Annotated in this window: 16 protein-coding genes; 8 read left to right on the top strand and 8 right to left on the bottom strand. The window is 60.3% G+C overall.

What is annotated here, in order from left to right:
* Window positions 1–28 precede the first annotated feature (28 nt).
* The 3 genes from BT116_RS27475 to BT116_RS27465 form a co-directional block, all read right to left on the bottom strand.
* Window positions 29–1177, bottom strand: a complete 1149-nt coding sequence (locus BT116_RS27475) for a TDT family transporter (RefSeq protein ID WP_072348685.1) — start codon at window positions 1175–1177, stop codon at window positions 29–31.
* A 104-nt stretch (window positions 1178–1281) separates the two neighbouring features.
* Window positions 1282–1593 carry a cupin domain-containing protein gene (locus BT116_RS27470; RefSeq protein WP_072348683.1) on the bottom strand — a complete coding sequence of 104 codons (312 nt, stop codon included), beginning with the start codon at window positions 1591–1593 and terminating at the stop codon, window positions 1282–1284.
* Between the two features lie 77 nt (window positions 1594–1670).
* Entirely contained in the window at window positions 1671–2864 is a 1194-nt protein-coding gene (locus BT116_RS27465; RefSeq protein ID WP_072348681.1) for an MFS transporter, read from the bottom strand.
* A 103-nt stretch (window positions 2865–2967) separates the two neighbouring features.
* Here BT116_RS27465 and BT116_RS27460 point away from each other — a divergent pair, with 103 nt between their 5' ends.
* Window positions 2968–3507 (top strand): TetR/AcrR family transcriptional regulator, encoded by a 540-nt coding sequence (locus BT116_RS27460; RefSeq protein ID WP_072348679.1) that lies wholly within the window; start codon window positions 2968–2970, stop codon window positions 3505–3507.
* 249 nt (window positions 3508–3756) lie between these two features.
* Window positions 3757–7227 carry a hybrid sensor histidine kinase/response regulator gene (locus BT116_RS27455; RefSeq protein WP_072348678.1) on the top strand — a complete coding sequence of 1157 codons (3471 nt, stop codon included), beginning with the start codon at window positions 3757–3759 and terminating at the stop codon, window positions 7225–7227.
* A 211-nt stretch (window positions 7228–7438) separates the two neighbouring features.
* Here BT116_RS27455 and rmuC read toward each other — a convergent pair whose 3' ends face one another.
* Together rmuC and BT116_RS27445 are read right to left on the bottom strand one after the other, a co-directional pair.
* Complete coding sequence (gene rmuC / locus BT116_RS27450) at window positions 7439–8824, bottom strand: DNA recombination protein RmuC (protein WP_170846012.1); 1386 nt, start codon at window positions 8822–8824, stop codon at window positions 7439–7441.
* Between the two features lie 188 nt (window positions 8825–9012).
* Window positions 9013–9336 carry an SEL1-like repeat protein gene (locus tag BT116_RS27445; protein WP_072348674.1) on the bottom strand — a complete coding sequence of 108 codons (324 nt, stop codon included), beginning with the start codon at window positions 9334–9336 and terminating at the stop codon, window positions 9013–9015.
* A 1081-nt stretch (window positions 9337–10417) separates the two neighbouring features.
* Between BT116_RS27445 and BT116_RS27435 the strand changes: the two genes are divergently transcribed.
* The 3 genes from BT116_RS27435 to BT116_RS27425 all read left to right on the top strand — a co-directional run bounded on the left by BT116_RS27435 (window position 10418) and on the right by BT116_RS27425 (window position 12820).
* Window positions 10418–10642 carry a hypothetical protein gene (locus tag BT116_RS27435; RefSeq protein ID WP_003204606.1) on the top strand — a complete coding sequence of 75 codons (225 nt, stop codon included), beginning with the start codon at window positions 10418–10420 and terminating at the stop codon, window positions 10640–10642.
* 276 nt (window positions 10643–10918) lie between these two features.
* Complete coding sequence (locus BT116_RS27430; protein ID WP_063324774.1) at window positions 10919–11401, top strand: hypothetical protein; 483 nt, start codon at window positions 10919–10921, stop codon at window positions 11399–11401.
* 144 nt (window positions 11402–11545) lie between these two features.
* Window positions 11546–12820 carry an OmpP1/FadL family transporter gene (locus tag BT116_RS27425; RefSeq protein ID WP_072348671.1) on the top strand — a complete coding sequence of 425 codons (1275 nt, stop codon included), beginning with the start codon at window positions 11546–11548 and terminating at the stop codon, window positions 12818–12820.
* Window positions 12821–12908: 88 nt separating this feature from the next.
* Here BT116_RS27425 and BT116_RS27420 read toward each other — a convergent pair whose 3' ends face one another.
* The 3 genes from BT116_RS27420 to BT116_RS27410 all read right to left on the bottom strand — a co-directional run bounded on the left by BT116_RS27420 (window position 12909) and on the right by BT116_RS27410 (window position 15306).
* On the bottom strand, window positions 12909–13460 hold the full coding sequence (locus BT116_RS27420) for a glutathione peroxidase (RefSeq protein WP_072348669.1): 552 nt from the start codon (window positions 13458–13460) through the stop codon (window positions 12909–12911).
* Between the two features lie 180 nt (window positions 13461–13640).
* On the bottom strand, window positions 13641–14849 hold the full coding sequence (locus BT116_RS27415) for an MFS transporter (protein WP_063324771.1): 1209 nt from the start codon (window positions 14847–14849) through the stop codon (window positions 13641–13643).
* A gap of 52 nt (window positions 14850–14901) precedes the next feature.
* A complete protein-coding gene (locus BT116_RS27410; RefSeq protein ID WP_072348667.1) occupies window positions 14902–15306 on the bottom strand; it encodes a MarR family winged helix-turn-helix transcriptional regulator in 405 nt (134 codons plus the stop codon).
* Window positions 15307–15677: 371 nt separating this feature from the next.
* On the opposite strand from BT116_RS27410, the gene BT116_RS27405 reads away from it, so the two are divergent.
* From BT116_RS27405 to BT116_RS27395, 3 genes are all read left to right on the top strand, one after another.
* Window positions 15678–15953 (top strand): response regulator transcription factor, encoded by a 276-nt coding sequence (locus BT116_RS27405; protein WP_063324769.1) that lies wholly within the window; start codon window positions 15678–15680, stop codon window positions 15951–15953.
* Window positions 15954–16011: 58 nt separating this feature from the next.
* Entirely contained in the window at window positions 16012–16746 is a 735-nt protein-coding gene (locus tag BT116_RS27400; RefSeq protein ID WP_063324768.1) for a response regulator, read from the top strand.
* A gap of 75 nt (window positions 16747–16821) precedes the next feature.
* Window positions 16822–17116, top strand: a 295-nt coding sequence (locus BT116_RS27395) for a transposase (protein ID WP_175557962.1), incomplete at its 3' end; no start/stop codon positions are given.

The raw sequence follows: 17116 nt of genomic DNA, 5'->3' as shown, positions 1-17116 counted from the left end.
CAGGCCACACATTACCTGTCTTTAGCGATTATTTCGCCAGCCCTGCAATGCAGGGCGACACAAACAACTCACCGTGCCAGGCGCCCTGCACCGTACGCCGCCCGACAATCAGCCACATCACCACCAGCATCACCACCAGCACAGCCCCGAACACGCTGAAAAAACCCAGGCTCAGCAGGTCCGAGAGCTTCAACGTGGTCAACGCGTACACGCCCAGGGGAAAGGTAAAGCCCCACCAGCCGAGGTTGAAGGGAATGCCTGCGCGCAGGTAGCGCGCGGTGATCAGCAGCGCCATCAACATCCACCACAACCCCAGCCCCCACAGCGTGATACCGGCTATCAGGCCCAACCCGGCGGCGATTTCGCCCACGCCGGACAGGCCATTGGCGGCAAAAATCAGTGGGGCATCGTTACCCAACAGCAACATGCCCAGGGCGCCAGTGCCGATCGGGCCGAGGGCCAGCCAGCTCGAGGCGGCCATGTTTTCGTGAGGCAGTTTGTGCAGCGCCATGCGCAACAGCAAAATCGTCAGGATGCTGAACGCCACCGGCAGGGAAAAGGCCCAGAGCACGTAGCTGGTCACAAGCATGACCAGTTGCCCATGAGCATCGGCCAGATGCGGCGCCATCAGCCCGCCACTGGCCGCCGCGACTTCGGCGGCCACCACCGGCAAGAGCCACACGGCGGTCATCTGGTCGATGCGGTGTTCCTGGCGGGTGAACATCAAGAATGGGATCAGCACACCACAGGCCAGCGACATGGCCACGTCGATCCACCATAACGCTTCGGCCAACGGCACCACACCATCGCCCCAGCGCGGCAGCCCGAACACCAGAAAACCATTGATGATCGTCGCCAACCCCATGGGAATGGTGCCGAAAAACATCGAGACCGTTGAATGGCCGAAAATCCGCCGCGCTTCGTCGAAGAACAGCACCCAACGGGCCGTGTAAATGAGGGCGAAGACCACGAACAACAGCGTGTTGAACAGCCACAAGCCTTCACCCAAAAGGCGCAGGCCCGGCACACTTCCAGGCCATTGCGCCAAGGCCAGCGCCAGCACTCCGGTGCCCATGACCACGGCAAACCAGTTAGGCGTGAATTGGCGAATAGCCTCCAGCGGCCTGGGCAAATGGCTCAATGGACGCAAGCGGTTTTTTGCAGCGCAGCATGTCATGGCGAACTCCTGTCCTCGGATGAGGGTGGAGTCATGCTAGAGCCGGATCGAATATCTATATAACGGGTAATTTCTCTATATGTTATCGATCTGACAGATAACTATCAGACACTGCCCTCGGTCTCGATCACCAGGATTCTCGCTTCGCCCAACGGCCTGGCCACATGTTCGGTGCCCACCGAGGCGTAGAAAATGTCCCCGGCCTCCAGCAAGGTCTCCTTTTCGACACCCTCTTCCCGATAGCACATCCGTACTTGCCCATCGAGCACCACGAAGACTTCCTCGCCGTCATTGACGTGCCATTTATACGGTTGATCGGTCCAGTGCAGGCGCGTGGTGATGCCATTCATGTTGGCGATATCCAGCGCCGCCCAGGCGCGGTCCCCGGTGAAGGATTTGCTGCGGAAAATTTTCAAAGGCGATCGACCGAAAGAAATGCAGAGGCGTTCAGGCTAGCGCAAAACCGCCAAGGCGGCGCTTGCATTCAACACTTTCAAGGTCGAACCCCGTCGCCCAGTGGTTTTACAGATTGACGCAACAGCCCCAGCAAGGCGCCCGCCGACAACACGATCAGCACCGCGCCATAGCCATCGGTGGTCGGAATCAACCCGAACACCCGTGTCAGGTTCCCGGCCAACAGCGATGGAAGACTGAAGGCCAGGTAACTGAGGACATAGAACGCCGACATCAAGCCGGCCCGCTCGTGGGGCAAGGCCAGCGGCATGATGCTGCGCAGTGCGCCCAGGAACCCGGCGCCGAAACCACTGCCAGTGACCAATGTGCCGACAAAGAACAACGGCAAGCTGGCGCCGTGCACCGCGAGCAACACCAGCGCCAGGCCAATCACCAACAGGCTGGCGGCCAGACGCAGCATCTTGTCTGCCCCCTGGTTGCGCAGCGTATAAATGGACAGCGCGCCGGTAAGCGTCAATACCGCCACCAGCGCGCCGCCAATCAGGTTGGACGTCGATCCCGTTGCGGCCCGCACCAGCGAAGGTGCCAGGGACAGATAAAAGCCGCCCACCGCCCAGGCCGCCAGGTTCAGCGGCAGGATCAACCACAAGGCGCGCCGCGCCTGGATTGGCACATGCAAGGTCGGACGCAGTGACTGCCAGGCGCCAGGCTGCGGACTGACGCTCTCCGCCAGGCGCCAGATATAAATAGCCTGGAGCAGGAACAACCCGAGCAGGATCCAGTACGTCAGTTGCAAAGGCCGCGGCGCGAATTCCGCCAGCAGGCCGCAACCCAGCGCCCCGCACGCCATGCCCAACAGCGGAGCGACACTGGTGATCAATGGGCCTTGGCGACGGTCGAAATCCAGCAAGGCAGCCCCCAGCACGCTGGTGGCCATGCCGGTGGCAAATCCCTGGATCAATCGGGCACTGATCAACCAGGCAACGCTGTCGGCGCTGATGAACAGCAGCATCGCCAGCATATTGAGCAACAGCGCCACGAAAATCACCGGTTTGCGGCCCAAGTAATCCGACAACGAACCCACCGTCAGCAAAGCCGCCAGCAGACTGAAGGCGTACACACCGAAAATCAGCGTCAGGACGGCCGGGGAAAATTGCAACTGTTCCTGGTAGAGGTGGTACAACGGCGTCGGCGCACTGGACGCGGCGAGAAAACCGAGCAAGGTGAGCGCCAGGAATATCAGGCTGGCGCGGGTCGAAGCTGGACGGGACATGGGCACGCTCCACAGGAGTATTCGCAAAAGCTAATTTTTTGCTTTTGCGGAGTGTGCTACCCGCATGCGCTTAAAGCAAATTCTTTGTGTTAAGGTCTGACGCATGGCGATTAAAGAAGGTTTACGCCCAGGCGGGAGAAGCGCCCGGGTCCAAGAGTCGATTCATTCGGCGGTGCGCGACCTGCTGCAAGAGCAGGACCGCGCGACCCTGACCGTGCCGCAAATCGCTGCGCGCGCCGGGGTGACGCCGTCCACCATCTATCGGCGCTGGGGTGATCTGCCGGCGCTGCTGGCCGACGTCGCCATCGCTCGTTTGCGCCCCGACAGCGAGCCCGCCAACACCGGCAGCCTGCGTGGCGACCTGCTCGCCTGGGCCGAACAGTACCTGGACGAAATGAGTTCCGAGCCCGGTCGCAACATGATGCGCGACATCCAGGCCTGCGCCACTGCGGGGTATTGCGTGGGGATCATCAGCCGTCAGTTGCAGATCATTCTGGATCGCTATCCCGATGAGCCCAATCCAGGCGTCGAACGGCTGATCAATGTGATCGTGGCGCCGACGGTGTTTCGCATCCTCTTTGCCAGCGCGCCGTTGGAAGTGGGGGAGTTGTATCGGTTGGTGGATATTGCGTTGGCTCAGTAAGACCGCCATCGCGAGCAAGCTCGCTCCCACATCGGGTCCTGGGCGAACATAGATTTTGCGTTGGCAGCAGATCAAATGTGGGAGCGAGCTTGTTCGCGACGGGCCGGCAAAACCCCTGCACAACCCAAGAATCCCTCCACCTGCGACACCCCACCACGCCTCGACCTTGGTCGACACTGACGAACCCGAGCGGGCATGCGAGACTGTCCTGCCGGGCTCAAGTCCCGGTGTCTTTGTCCGGGAGTTTCCATGTCGTTGTCCAGCGGGCTGATCGCCGTTGTCGCCCTGGCCTATATGGCCATCATGTTCGCCATCGCCTTCTACGGCGACCGGCGCAGCACACCGTTGCCACCACGGGTGCGGGCCTGGGTCTACAGCCTGTCGCTGGCAGTGTATTGCACCAGCTGGACATTCTTTGGCGCCGTCGGCCAGGCCGCCGAACAGCTCTGGGCGTTCCTGCCTATCTATCTCGGGCCAATCCTGCTGCTGGTGCTGGCGCCGTGGGTCCTGCAGAAAATGGTGATGATCAGCAAACAGGAGAACATCACCTCCATTGCCGACTTCATCGCCGCCCGCTATGGCAAGTCCCAATCCCTGGCGGTGGTGGTCGCGCTGATCTGCCTGGTCGGCGTGCTGCCGTACATCGCCTTGCAGCTCAAGGGCATCGTGCTCGGGGTGAACCTGTTGATCGGTGCCGGCGCCGATGCCATGGGCACCCGCGCCCAGGACACCGCGCTGATCGTCTCGCTGATCCTGGCGCTGTTCACCATCGTATTCGGTACGCGCAACCTGGACGCTACCGAACACCACCGTGGCATGGTGCTGGCGATTGCCTTCGAATCCCTGGTCAAGCTGTTCGCCTTCCTGGCGGTAGGTGCATTCGTGACATACGGCCTGTACGACGGCTTCGACGATCTGTTCAACCAGGCCATGCTCGCCCCACGGCTGGAGCAATACTGGAAAGAAACCATCAACTGGCCATCCATGGTGGTGCAGACCGGGGTGGCGATGATGGCGATCATCTGCTTGCCGCGGCAATTCCACGTGACCGTGGTGGAGAACATCGAGCCTCAGGACCTGCGCCTGGCCAAGTGGGTATTCCCCGCCTACCTGGCCCTGGCCGCTCTGTTCGTGGTGCCCATCGCCCTCGCCGGGCAAATGATGCTGCCAAGCTCAGTGCTGCCGGACTCGTTCGTCATCAGCCTGCCGTTGGCCCAGGCCCATCCGGCCCTGGCGTTGCTGGCGTTCATTGGCGGCGCCTCGGCGGCTACCGGCATGGTGATCGTGGCCAGCGTGGCGCTGTCCACCATGGTTTCCAACGACATGTTGTTACCGTGGCTGTTGCGCCGCAACAACGCCGAGCGGCCCTTCGAAGTGTTCCGCCAGTGGATGCTCTCGGTGCGGCGAGTGAGCATCGTCGTGATCCTGCTGCTGGCTTATGTCAGCTACCGGCTGCTGGGCTCGACGGCGAGCCTGGCGACTATCGGCCAGATCGCCTTCGCCGCCGTGACCCAACTGGCCCCGGCCATGCTCGGCGCGCTGTACTGGAAACAGGCCAACCGCCGCGGTGTGTTCGCCGGCCTCGCCATGGGGATTTTCCTGTGGTTCTACACCCTGGTGTTGCCGATCGCCGCTCACAGCCTTGGCTGGTCGCTCACCAGCTTCCCCGGCCTGGCCTGGTTGCACGGCAATCCATTGAACCTGCCGATTACCCCGCTGACTCAAGGGGTGGTCCTGTCCCTGGCCGGTAACTTCACGCTGTTTGCCTGGGTGTCCGTGCTGTCGCGCACACGCGTGTCGGAACACTGGCAGGCCGGACGTTTCATCGGCCAGGAAATCAGCGCCCGCCCCAACCCCCGCTCAATGCTGGCGGTGCACATCGAAGACCTGTTGCAACTGGCCGCGCGCTTCGTCGGCGAGGAGCGGGCGCGACAGAGTTTCATTCGCTTTGCCTACCGCCAGGGCAAAGGCTTCAACCCGACCCAGAATGCCGACAGCGAATGGATCGCCCACACCGAACGCCTGCTGGCCGGTGTACTCGGGGCCTCTTCGACAAGGGCTGTGGTAAAGGCCGCCATTGAAGGTCGGGAGATGCAGCTCGAAGACGTCGTCCGGATCGCAGACGAAGCCTCGGAAGTGCTGCAGTTCAACCGCGCGCTGTTGCAAGGCGCCATCGAGAACATCAGCCAGGGCATCAGCGTGGTCGACCAGTCCCTCAGGCTGGTGGCCTGGAATCGTCGCTACCTGGAACTGTTCAAGTACCCGGACGGCTTGATCAGTGTTGGCCGGCCCATTGCCGATATCATCCGCTACAACGCCGAACGTGGCCTCTGTGGCCCAGGCGAAGCCGAAGTCCACGTTGCCCGACGCCTGCACTGGATGCGCCAGGGCCGCGCCCATACCTCTGAACGACTGTTTCCCAACGGTCGGGTGATCGAGCTGATCGGCAACCCGATGCCCGGTGGCGGTTTCGTCATGAGTTTCACCGACATCACCGCGTTCCGTGAGGCCGCACAAGCGCTGACCGAAGCCAACGAGGGGCTGGAGCAACGGGTGGCCGAACGCACCCGGGAATTGTCACAGCTGAACCTGGCCCTGACCGAAGCCAAGAGCACCGCCGAAGCGGCCTATCAATCCAAGACCCGGTTCCTGGCGGCGGTCAGCCACGACCTGATGCAACCGCTCAACGCCGCGCGGCTGTTCTCCGCCGCGCTGTCGCACCAGCACGAAGGCTTGCCGGAGGAAGCCCGACAACTGGTGCATCACCTGGACAGCTCACTGCGTTCGGCCGAAGACCTGATCACCGACCTGCTGGACATCTCCCGCCTGGAAAATGGCAAGATCAACCCCGAGCGCAAGCCATTCGTCCTCAACGAACTGTTCGATACCCTTGGCGCCGAGTTCACCGCGCTGGCCCAGGAACAAGGCTTGAAATTCAGGGTGCGCGGTTCGCGGTTACGGGTCGACAGTGACATCAAGTTACTGCGCCGGGTTTTGCAGAACTTCCTGACCAATGCCTTCCGCTACGCCAAGGGGCCGGTGCTGCTGGGCGTGCGACGGCGCAATGGGGAGTTGAGCCTGGAAGTCTGGGACCGTGGACCCGGCATCGCCGAAGACAAACAGCAGGTCATCTTCGAAGAATTCAAACGCCTGGACAGCCACCAGACCCGCGCCGAAAAAGGTCTCGGCCTGGGCCTGGCGATCGCCGACGGGTTGTGCCGCGTGCTCGGCCATACCTTGCGCGTGCGTTCCTGGCCGGGGCGCGGCAGTGTGTTCAGCGTCAGCGTACCGCTGGCCAGCCCCCAGGCCGTCGCTCCCAGCCCGGTGGCCGAGCTCAACGGTCACTTACCCAGCGGCGCGCAGGTGCTGTGTGTCGATAACGAAGACAGCATCCTGATCGGCATGGACAGCCTGCTGACCCGTTGGGGTTGCCAGGTCTGGACCGCGCGCAACCGTGAAGAGTGCGAGCGCTGGCTAGCCCAGGGCGGACGACCGCAACTGGCCTTGGTGGACTTTCATCTGGACGATGGCGAGACCGGCACCGAGCTGATGGCCTGGCTGCGCACGCGCATGGGCGAACCGATCCCGGGCGTGGTGATCAGCGCCGACGGCCGGCCCGAAATGATTGCCCAGGTGCATGCGGCGGGCCTGGATTACCTGGCCAAACCGGTGAAGCCGGCGGCGTTGCGAGCGTTGTTGAGTCGGCATTTGCCGTTGTAGGCGCTGGCATTCCCCAACCGGGCACGGAACCTGTGGCGAGGGGATTCATCCCCGCTGGGTTGCGCAGCAACCCCAAGACCAAACACCACGGTGTGCCAGATGAACCGTGCTAGCCGGTTTGCGACTGCTGCGCAGCCGAGCGGGGATAAATCCCCTCGCCACAGGGTTCTGCTCCAGGCTTGGGTTCTTGCTCCAGGCTTGGGTTCTTGCTTCAGTCCTGGGTTTTTGCCGTTTCTTCAGGCAACTCAGGCAGCCCATCCGCATCGGTCATCGCCCGTTCAAGCAAATCGGCGGGCAAACTCTTGCTCGCCCGGGCACCGAGGAGCTTGAGCTGTTCACTGCGACTGATCAGGTTGCCGCGCCCTTCTGTCAGCTTGTTGCGCGCTGCGCTGTAGGCCTTGTCCAGTTGCTGCAGGCGACTGCCGATCTCGTCCAGGTCCTGGATGAATAGCACGAACTTGTCATACAGCCACCCCGCTCGCTCGGCGATTTCCCGAGCGTTCTGGCTCTGGCGTTCCTGCTTCCACAAGCTGTCGATGACCCGCAATGTCGCCAGCAGTGTGGTAGGGCTGACAATCACGATATTGCGATCGAAGGCTTCCTGGAACAGGTTCGGCTCGGCTTGCAGGGCGGCGGAAAATGCCGCTTCGATCGGCACGAACAGCAACACGAAATCCAGGCTGTGCAGACCGTCCAGGCGTTTGTAGTCCTTGCCGGCCAAGCCTTTGACGTGGGCGCGCAACGAGGCCACATGTTGCTTGAGGGCGTGTTGGCCAATGGCGTCGTCCTCGGCGGCCACGTACTGCTGATAGGCCGTGAGGCTGACCTTGGAATCGACCACCACTTGCTTGTCGCCGGGCAGGTAAATCAACACGTCTGGTTGGAAACGCTCGCCATCCGGGCCCTTGAGGCTGACTTGGGTCTGATATTCACGGCCCTTCTCCAGGCCGGCATGTTCGAGTACCCGCTCCAGGATCAACTCGCCCCAGTTACCCTGGGTTTTCTGGCCCTTGAGGGCACGGGTGAGATTGGTGGCTTCATCGCTCAGGCGCAGGTTCAACTGCTGCAAGCGCTCCAGCTCCTTGCCCAGGGAGAAACGTTCCCGGGCCTCGGCCTGATAGCTTTCTTCGACACGTTTTTCGAAGGACTGGATGCGCTCCTTCAGCGGATCGAGCAACTGGCCCAGCCGCTGTTGGCTGGTTTCGGCGAAACGCTGCTCACGCTCATCGAAGATTTTTCCGGCGAGCTCGGCGAACTGTGCCCGCAGCTCGTCGCGCGAACCTTGCAGATCATCCAGACGTTGCTGATGGCTTTCTTGCTGCTCGCGCAGTTCGGCATGCAACGACGCCGCCTGGGCATCGAGCCGCCGCAGTTCCGCTTCCTTGTTGGCGCGCTCGAGGTTCCAGGCGTGGGCCGCATCCCGGGCGTTGTCGCGCTCGATCTGCAGCAACTCGACCTCACGGCAGGCTGCGGCAAGCTCGGCTTGCTTGGCGGCATTGGCCTGGCTCAGATCACTGATCTCGTCACGGCAGGCATCAAGCTGGGCATTGAGGCCGTCGTGAGCCATGTGAGCCGTGGCCAGGCGCTCTTCCAGCAGGGCCAGTTCGGTCTGCGCGGCGGCGGCCTGGCGTTGCAGGTGCCAGGCCAGTGCCAGCAACGGCACCGCAGCGCCTGCCAGGCCAAACAACAGGCTGGTCAAATCCATAGCCATGACAATTCCTGCCGATCAAATAAAGCCCGAAGGTTAACCAAGCGGCCGGGGGTTGCCCAGCTCGGTCTTCGTTTTCAGCCTTCGATTTCACCGAGGGCCCGGCGGGCTCGATCATCGCCGGCCCGCGCGGCCTGGCGCAGCAGGTCCTGGCCGATGCGGCGATCCCGGGCGTTGCCGCATTCACGGCACATCAATTGTCCGAGGCGACTTTGAGCGGCCACCACGCCTTCGCGGGCCGGTTGCTTGAGTAACCGGCCGGCCAAGTGCTTGACGCTGGGGCTATCTCCCAGGCGCGGGCTGTCGAGCAGCCACTCAGCCACCCGCATGGAAATACGCTTGGGTGGGGTAACACCAGGGGGTGTGGAGGTAACAGGATTTGATACGGAGCGAAACTTCATAAAACACTGTGGGATAGATCGGAAGGCGCGCCACTCTACTCCTTTTTTCGTACGGGTAAAGCCGAAAAAAACCGGCACGCCCGTGCTAGAGCAAGCGCTTGGGACAATCCACAGAAGCTGTGGATAACTCAGTGGACAACCCCCCCTTAACTCGCGCAAAGCCCTGTGGAACGGGGCCTGCGCTCAAACTGACGATTTTTTCACCAGTAAAAAAAAGCGATGTTTTTCATTGACTTAAATTTTGGATGCAGGCACCCACCCCGGATTGTTCGCACATGACAGTTCGGTGACAAGCCGCGTCGCAAGTGTGCACAAGTAACATCCGAACGGGTTATAAGGCTGCGATTTTTTTGTATGTTTGGCAGCAGAACCTGGGGATAACCTTGAGGCCCTGCCCGGCGCAACAGTGGCTTGGATGCACCGCAGTCCTCGGGATCCTGTGCTATGTCGGTGGCGAGGGAGCTTGCTCCCGCTGGGTTGCGCAGCAGCCCCAAAAGCAGGGCCGCTTCGCGCCCCAGCGGGAGCAAGCTCCCTCGCCACGGGGTCCGTGTCCATCCTGTCCCCCGGTACAGACAGGCATGGCTTGGCCTTTCTCTTATGGCCCATTTGAATATTTTTTAACCAACGCCCTTCCCTTCACGAGTTCGATCCGTTAGTATCCGCAGCGTTAGTACCAAGCTGAAAGTCAATTCCGGGTCGAACACATCTCCACGGTCAGCCATCCTTCAAAGGACGCCTCACCGAAAAAAGGAGACCGACCCCCTCGATGGTTTCCAGGTAAACCTTGCGTCAACGCAGCCTTTGATCGAATGCAAAGGGTGTTGCCAGGCTCATTACTCTGACCGAACCAACCTGCAAAATTGATCAGGATCTTCACCCCGGGCCCAGAACCTTTGCCCTCGATGTGTTGCCTGCCCTCCTAAGTACCTACCTGCCAGCCCAAGCGCGCACTTTATATAGCGCTCAAACTGGCTGCTTTGTTCCAGTCGGGTTCTTCGTTCGACCAATGGTGGTCGACGTTACTGGAACGTTTTAACGCTGCACGGTTCTTAACCGTGTCATTTGCAGGAACACCCATAACATGTCCACTCAAATCCACGCACAGGATGCTATCCGCACCCTAACCAATGCTTTTGCCCCGATGAACTGCCTGATCATGGCCGCTCGCAAAGGCTGCTTCAGCTTCACCCTGGTCAACGAACACGGCATCGCCCGTCACAGCGAACGCCTGTACCCCGATCAGTACTCCAGCGCCGAACCGCTGCAGGCCGTGATCGAGCGTACTCGTCAGGCACTGGTTGCCTGAGACGCCAGAAAGGCTGCCCCCCCAAAGGCCCCGCCCAAAAAGCGGGGTTTTTTATTGCCTGCAATTCCTCGATTAAGCGAAACGGCGTAAGTACCAAGGGATATAACAGTTATAACCGTTCGTTGAAGATGTTTTAAAAACAGTCCTTTACAACGCAAATATGACACTACACTTCAAGTCAAGCGGCATGATCCGCTTCCGGCGGGGCCTGGACCGATCCACCGCTGCCAAGCCCACACTCTTCAGGCTCCGCCCATTTCACACTTCGAGGGTTTTATGGGTATCGCTGCCAGCGAACTGTGTCGATATGTGATCCGCCCGACGCTCCTCTACCTTGAGCGTCACAGTGCAACTGCGGAATCCTTGTTGCTGGGTATTGCCGCCAGCCAGTCCGCCCTGGGTTCAGCCCTGCATGATCGCCGCGGGCATGGCCTGTATCGCATTACCGAGCCCCGACACCAGGCACTCTGGGACCATTACCTGGCGCTGGACCCAGAACGTGCCAGCCTGGTACGCGGCCTGGCCAGCCAGCACGCCTTTCTCAGCGGCCCGCATCTGGAATTGACCGTCAACCTGCGCTATGCCACCGCCATTGCCTGGCTGCTGGTGGAGGAACAGAACACTCCGCTTCCCGAAGCCGATGACCTGCTTGGCATGGCCCGCATCTGGCGACAAACCTTCCACCCCCAAGGGCGCCTGCGAGATTTCACCTGCGCCTGGCGAAGCTGTGTTTCATCACTGAATCAGGTCGCTTGCTGATGGGAAATTTGGAAACTTCCTGCAACGGTCGCGAATCTGGTCGGATTGTCCTACAAAACCCCTCTAAATCAAGCGATACGGGCTATAGCGCTTGCACGAAAATGTTGGTAATTTTCGCCCCGGTGATCATCAGGAGTTCTAACAATGAAAAAAATCATGCTCAAAACCACCCTTGGCCTTGCCGTTACCTTGGCATCCACCCAACTTTTCGCCAGTGGCTTTGCCTTGAACGAACAAAGCATCAGTGGCATGGGCACTGGTTTCGCAGGTCGCTCTTCCGTTGCCGATGACGCCAGCACCGTTTTTGGCAACCCTGCCGGCATGTCGCGCCTCAAGCGCCAGCAAGTCACCGGTGGCTTCGCCGCCATTGATGCCTCCACCGATATCAACGATGCCAGCGGCACCCAGTCCGGCACCAACAAGGGTGACATGGTCCCGCTGACCGGCGTTCCGATGGGCTATTACGTCAAGCCTATCGATGATCAGTGGGCTTTCGGCCTGGGTGTCTACGCACCGTTTGGCTTGATCACCGATTATGAAAACGGCTTCCAGGGCCGGAGTTTCGGCAGCAAGAGCGAAGTGAAAGTCGTCACTTTCCAGCCAACCGTCAGCTATGCCTTCAACGACAAGGTATCGATCGGTTTCGGCCCGACCATCAACCGTATTTCCGGCTCCCTGGAATCGCAGTTGGGCGTACCGGGCCTGCCCGAGGCCGGCGTAGAGATCAAGGGTGACGACATTGGCTACGGCTACAACGTCGGCGTGCTGGTCCAGGCAACCGACACCACTCGTGTCGGCTTGACCTACCATTCCAAGGTCAAGTACAAGCTTGAAGGTCACACTGAAGTGAACCCGGGCGCCGGGACGCCTGCCTTCCTACTTACCAACGGTCGCTACGACGCTTCGCTGGACATCACCACGCCTGAGTCGGTGGACTTTTCGGTCACTCAACAAATCAATGATGCCTGGACCGTCTACGCTGGCAGCACCTGGACTCGTTGGAGCCGTCTGAAAGAAATCACTGTGGAAAACGAAGGCACTAGCAGCGGCGGTGGTTTACTGAACCCTGCTCTCGGCACCATCACCGAAGAACAAAACTGGCACGACACCTGGGCCTACGCCATCGGGACTTCCTACCAGTTGAACAAACAGTGGGTACTGCGTACCGGCCTGTCTTTCGACCAGGCGCCCACCAACAACGCCGATCGCTCACCACGCATTCCTACTGGCGACCGGACCATCTTCAGCCTCGGTGCCGGCTGGAGCCCAACCGACGACCTGACCATTGACGTGGCGTATTCCTACCTCAAGGAAGAAAAAGTCAAAGTCAGTGGCAGCAACGCTCTCAACCAATCCTACAACGCTGAATACGAAAACAGCGCCAACGGTTTTGGTGTCGGTGCAACCTACCGCTTCTGATGATGCACGGCGAAGCTGAACGCCTCGCCGCTGAAACGAAAAAAGCCCCGCACTCTGCAAAGAGCCGGGGCTTTTTCGTGGCTGGCGATCAGGGTTTCGAAGCGATGGCGGCTTCTACAGCCTTGATGAACTCAGGATCATCGGGCTTGATCCGGCTGGAAAAACTGGCGATGACCTTGCCCTGACGGTCCACGACGTATTTGTAGAAATTCCACTTCGGCGCACCGGACTGTTCGGCCAAGTGCTTGAACAACGGTATTGCGTCAGCGCCGCGCACCGGTTGTGGTTCGGTCATGGTGAAGGTCACGCCGTAATTGACGTAGCAGACCTTGGCGGTTTCAGCGCCGTCCTTGGACTCCTGCTTGAAGTCATTGGACGGCACACCCAGCACTTGCAGCCCTTGGTCCTTGTAGCGCCGGTTGAGCGCCTCAAGACCTTTGAATTGCGGGGCGAACCCACAGAAGCTGGCAGTGTTGACCACCACCAGCGGCTTGCCGGCGAAGCGCTGGCACAGATCGATGGTTTCCTTGGCCCGTAGCTTGGGCAACGAACCCTCTAGCAACGGTGGGCAACCAGCGGCCCAGACTTGCCCGGTCACAGCCAGCAACAGGGCGGGAACAGCAAACCAGCGCATCAACATGTCGATTTTCCTTAAAAGCACGTCAGACCAAGACGTTACTCGCAGCGTCCGACGCCGTCCATTGTCAGCAGTTGCCCATGCCCAACTGCATCAAGGCCAATCCGCCCTGATGCCAGCCCCACCAGGCGAACGCCAGCAGCAGGCCAGCACCGGCAGCGATCAACCACGGACCGATGCGACTCATGCTGCGCCGGCCTGGACTTGCAGGCGCGCCACCGGACGTTCACGTACTGGCCAGTTCAACGCCGCCGCCAACAGGCTGAGCAGGATCGACACCTGCCAGATCAAGTCGTAGCTGCCGGTGCGGTCGTACACCACCCCGCCCAACCAACCACCGAGGAACGAACCCAACTGGTGGAACAGGAACACGATCCCACCCAACATCGAGAGATTTCGTACACCAAACAAGGTCGCTACCGTGCCGTTGGTCAACGGTACCGTCGACAGCCACAGCAAGCCCATCGCCATGCCGAACAGGTACGCCGTAGTGGTGGTCACGGGCAGCCACAGGAACAAGCCGATCACCACCGCCCGCACCAGGTATAACCCGGTCAGCAGGCGTGGCTTGGACATGCGCCCGCCCAACCAGCCGGCCGTATAGGTGCCGAAGATATTGAACAACCCGACCAGGGCCAGCACGGTGGTGCCGACGCTGGCTGGCAGATGTTGGTCCACCAGATACGCCGGCAAATGCACGCCGATGAACACCACCTGGAACCCGCAAACGAAAAAGCCAACCGCCAGCAACCAGAACCCGGAATGACTGCACGCCTCACGCAAGGCTTCGCCCAAGGTTTGCTCATGGCCGGCGACCGGCAACGGCGCGTCCTTGAGCATGCTCACCAGCGGCACGATCAACGCCACCAGCAGCCCCAGCGCCAACAAGGCCGCCGACCAACCGAGCCAGCCGATCAGCCCCAGCGTACCGGGCAGCATGGCGAACTGGCCGAAGGAACCGGCGGCACTGGCGATACCCATGCCCATGCTGCGTTTTTCCGGCGGCACGGCCCGCCCAACCACCCCGAGGATCACCGAGAACGACGTGCCCGACAGGCCAATGCCAATCAACAGACCCGCGCTCAACGACAAGGACCATGGCGAATCGGCCATGCCCATGAACACCAAGCCCAGTGCGTACAGCACACCGCCGATCAGCACCACTTTCGCCGCACCGAAGCGGTCGGCCAGCGCGCCGGTGAACGGCTGCGCCAAGCCCCAGATCAGGTTCTGCAAGGCGATGGCGAAGGCGAATACCTCACGGCCCCAGCCGAACTCGGCACTCATGGGCGCCAGGAACAGGCCGAAGCCATGCCGCACGCCCAGGGACAACGCCAGGATCAGCGCGCTGCCCACCAGGACCCAACCACAGGTACGCCACATCGATGTCATTCTTGTTCTCCGGTCGCGGGTATATACCCACTTATCATCGAACGAACCGGCTTCACGCCAGTTCATCCAGCAAGGCCAGCAAGGTCGCACGCTTTTCGGCGCCCAGCTTATCAATCAGTTTCTGCTGCGCCGCTTCCCAGGCCGGCAGTGCTGCCGCCAACCGGGCGTGCCCCGCGTCAGTGAGCACGACGATGCGGTTACGCAAGTCGTCGCCCTCGGCCAACGCCACCAGCCCCTCGCCTTCGAGCACTCGCAGGTTGCGCCCCAGGGTACTGCGATCCAGACCCATGGCCTCGGCCAGGGAGGAAATACTCGGCTGGTCCAGGCGCGCCAGGTTGTTCAGTAGAGAATACTGGGCAACGTTGATCCCGAAGCCGTCGAGGGCGCCGTCGTAATACCTGCTGACGCCACGGGCGGCACGACGCAGGTTGATGCACAAGCATTGGGAAGGAAGCATGGTGCGTGTATATACCCGGGGTTGATTGAATGCAAATTTAAATGGCGATTTTCACTTATGCCATGTTCCCTAGCCTCGCTTTCTCCTGGTTTTTGCTTGGTCAGGACAAACGGAATCGTCAACCAGACGGAAATAAATCCCACAAAATCAGGCGCTTTGGCTGACAGCCTTTTCAACCATTACTCATTAGAGTCCCCCACCTGTAATGTCTGACAGGTTTCAGGTGCTTTGAATCAAGCTATAAACGAAACCGTGCTTTCAGCCCTGCCTGCAGGCTTGAAGACGGGTAGTGCGAACCATGCCATCAAGAAGTGGGAAGATTCCGCCACCCCCACGCCATCAAATAATGATGATGAATGGGAGTTTCAGTCATGTACCACAGCACCGCGATTTCTGGACGTTCGGCGCCATACCAGGACCATTACCACTCCACGGAAAAAAAACCTGCTCAAGCGATCCGACTCACCAATCGGGAGAAGGAGTTCCTGCAGTGGAGCGAGGCTGGCAAATCTTCTTGGGAGATTGCCGTCATCGTTGATTGCAGCGAGGCCAACGTCAATTATCACTTCAACAACATTCGCCGAAAATTCGGCGTCAGTTCGCGTCATCTCGCGGGAAAAATCGCGCGCGAACGAGGCTTGATCTGAGCGCTCCGACGGCTTGTCAGCAGCGGTCGGGATGTACTTGACCCCTGTAGAGGCAGCAATGAATCTGAACCACACGCCCGAATGCCGCGACATTTTCGGCCTCAGCACCTGTGACGATACGCGAGTGTCGCACAGGCCTTCTTCGGACAACCCTATACGCATCATCCTTGCCGATGATCACCCCGTCGTGCTGACGGGTATCGAAATGGTCCTGGCGGGGGCTGGGTTTTCAGTGGTTGCCAAGGCTCGCAACGCCGATGAACTGCTCCAGCACTTGGAGCGCACCCCCTGCGACCTGGTCATCTGCGACTATTCGATGCCCGATGGGCAGTTCCCGGACGGCCTGGCCCTGATGGGCTATTTGAAACGCCACTACCGCGCCTGCCCCCTGATCGTGATCACCATGCTACGCAATCCGTCCGTGTTGCAGGCCTTGCTCAATACCGGCGTGAACGGCTTGTTCGATAAACGCAGTCCTTTGATGGAACTGAAACAGGCCATCCTCGGTGTCACTCAGGGGCGGCAGTATGCATGCCCGGCTTTTCTTGAGCTTCTGCGAGGGCAAACCTTGGCCGCCACGCGCTCGGACGCCAACCGGGTGAGCCTTTCCGAACGGGAGCTGGAGGTGGTGAGGCTGTTCGTGCACGGGATGTCGGGCAGACAGATTGCAGCCCAGCTCAATCGCAGTGAAAAAACCATCAGCCGACAAAAACGCACCGCCATGGACAAGTTGGGGCTTGGGCATGACGGTGGATTGATGGAGTTTGCTCGGGTGAGTGGGTTAAAGGGTTGACCCCTCAAATCGAGGGTGTTCTGAAGTTTGTGTAAACGGTCATTAGGTGCACACTGCCTTTCCCAAGGAGTCTCAATGACCGAGCCCAAGCGCACTAAACGAGTCAAACCCAATCCTGAGCTGGTGAAGCTGGCCGACAGTCTGTTGGCCAATTACCGAAAGCCTGAAGATCTGATCGGCGAAAATGGTCTGCTCAAGCAGCTCACCAAGATGCTGGTCGAACGTGCCCTGGAAGCTGAAATGACCGAACATCTGGGTCATGACAAAAGCGCAGCGGTGACCAATGCAGAAGGAAATGCCCGCAACGGCCATAGCGGCAAGACGCTCAAAGGCGACTTTGGCGAGCTAGCGTTGGAGATTCCCCGTGACC

Origin of the sequence: Pseudomonas sp. NFACC16-2, assembly GCF_900119205.1 — a bacterium.
In the GTDB taxonomy this organism is placed as follows: Bacteria; Pseudomonadota; Gammaproteobacteria; order Pseudomonadales; family Pseudomonadaceae; genus Aquipseudomonas; species Aquipseudomonas fluorescens_Q.
Note: the sequence above shows the minus strand (reverse complement) of the source record. Positions and strands in the feature narration are given on the sequence as shown.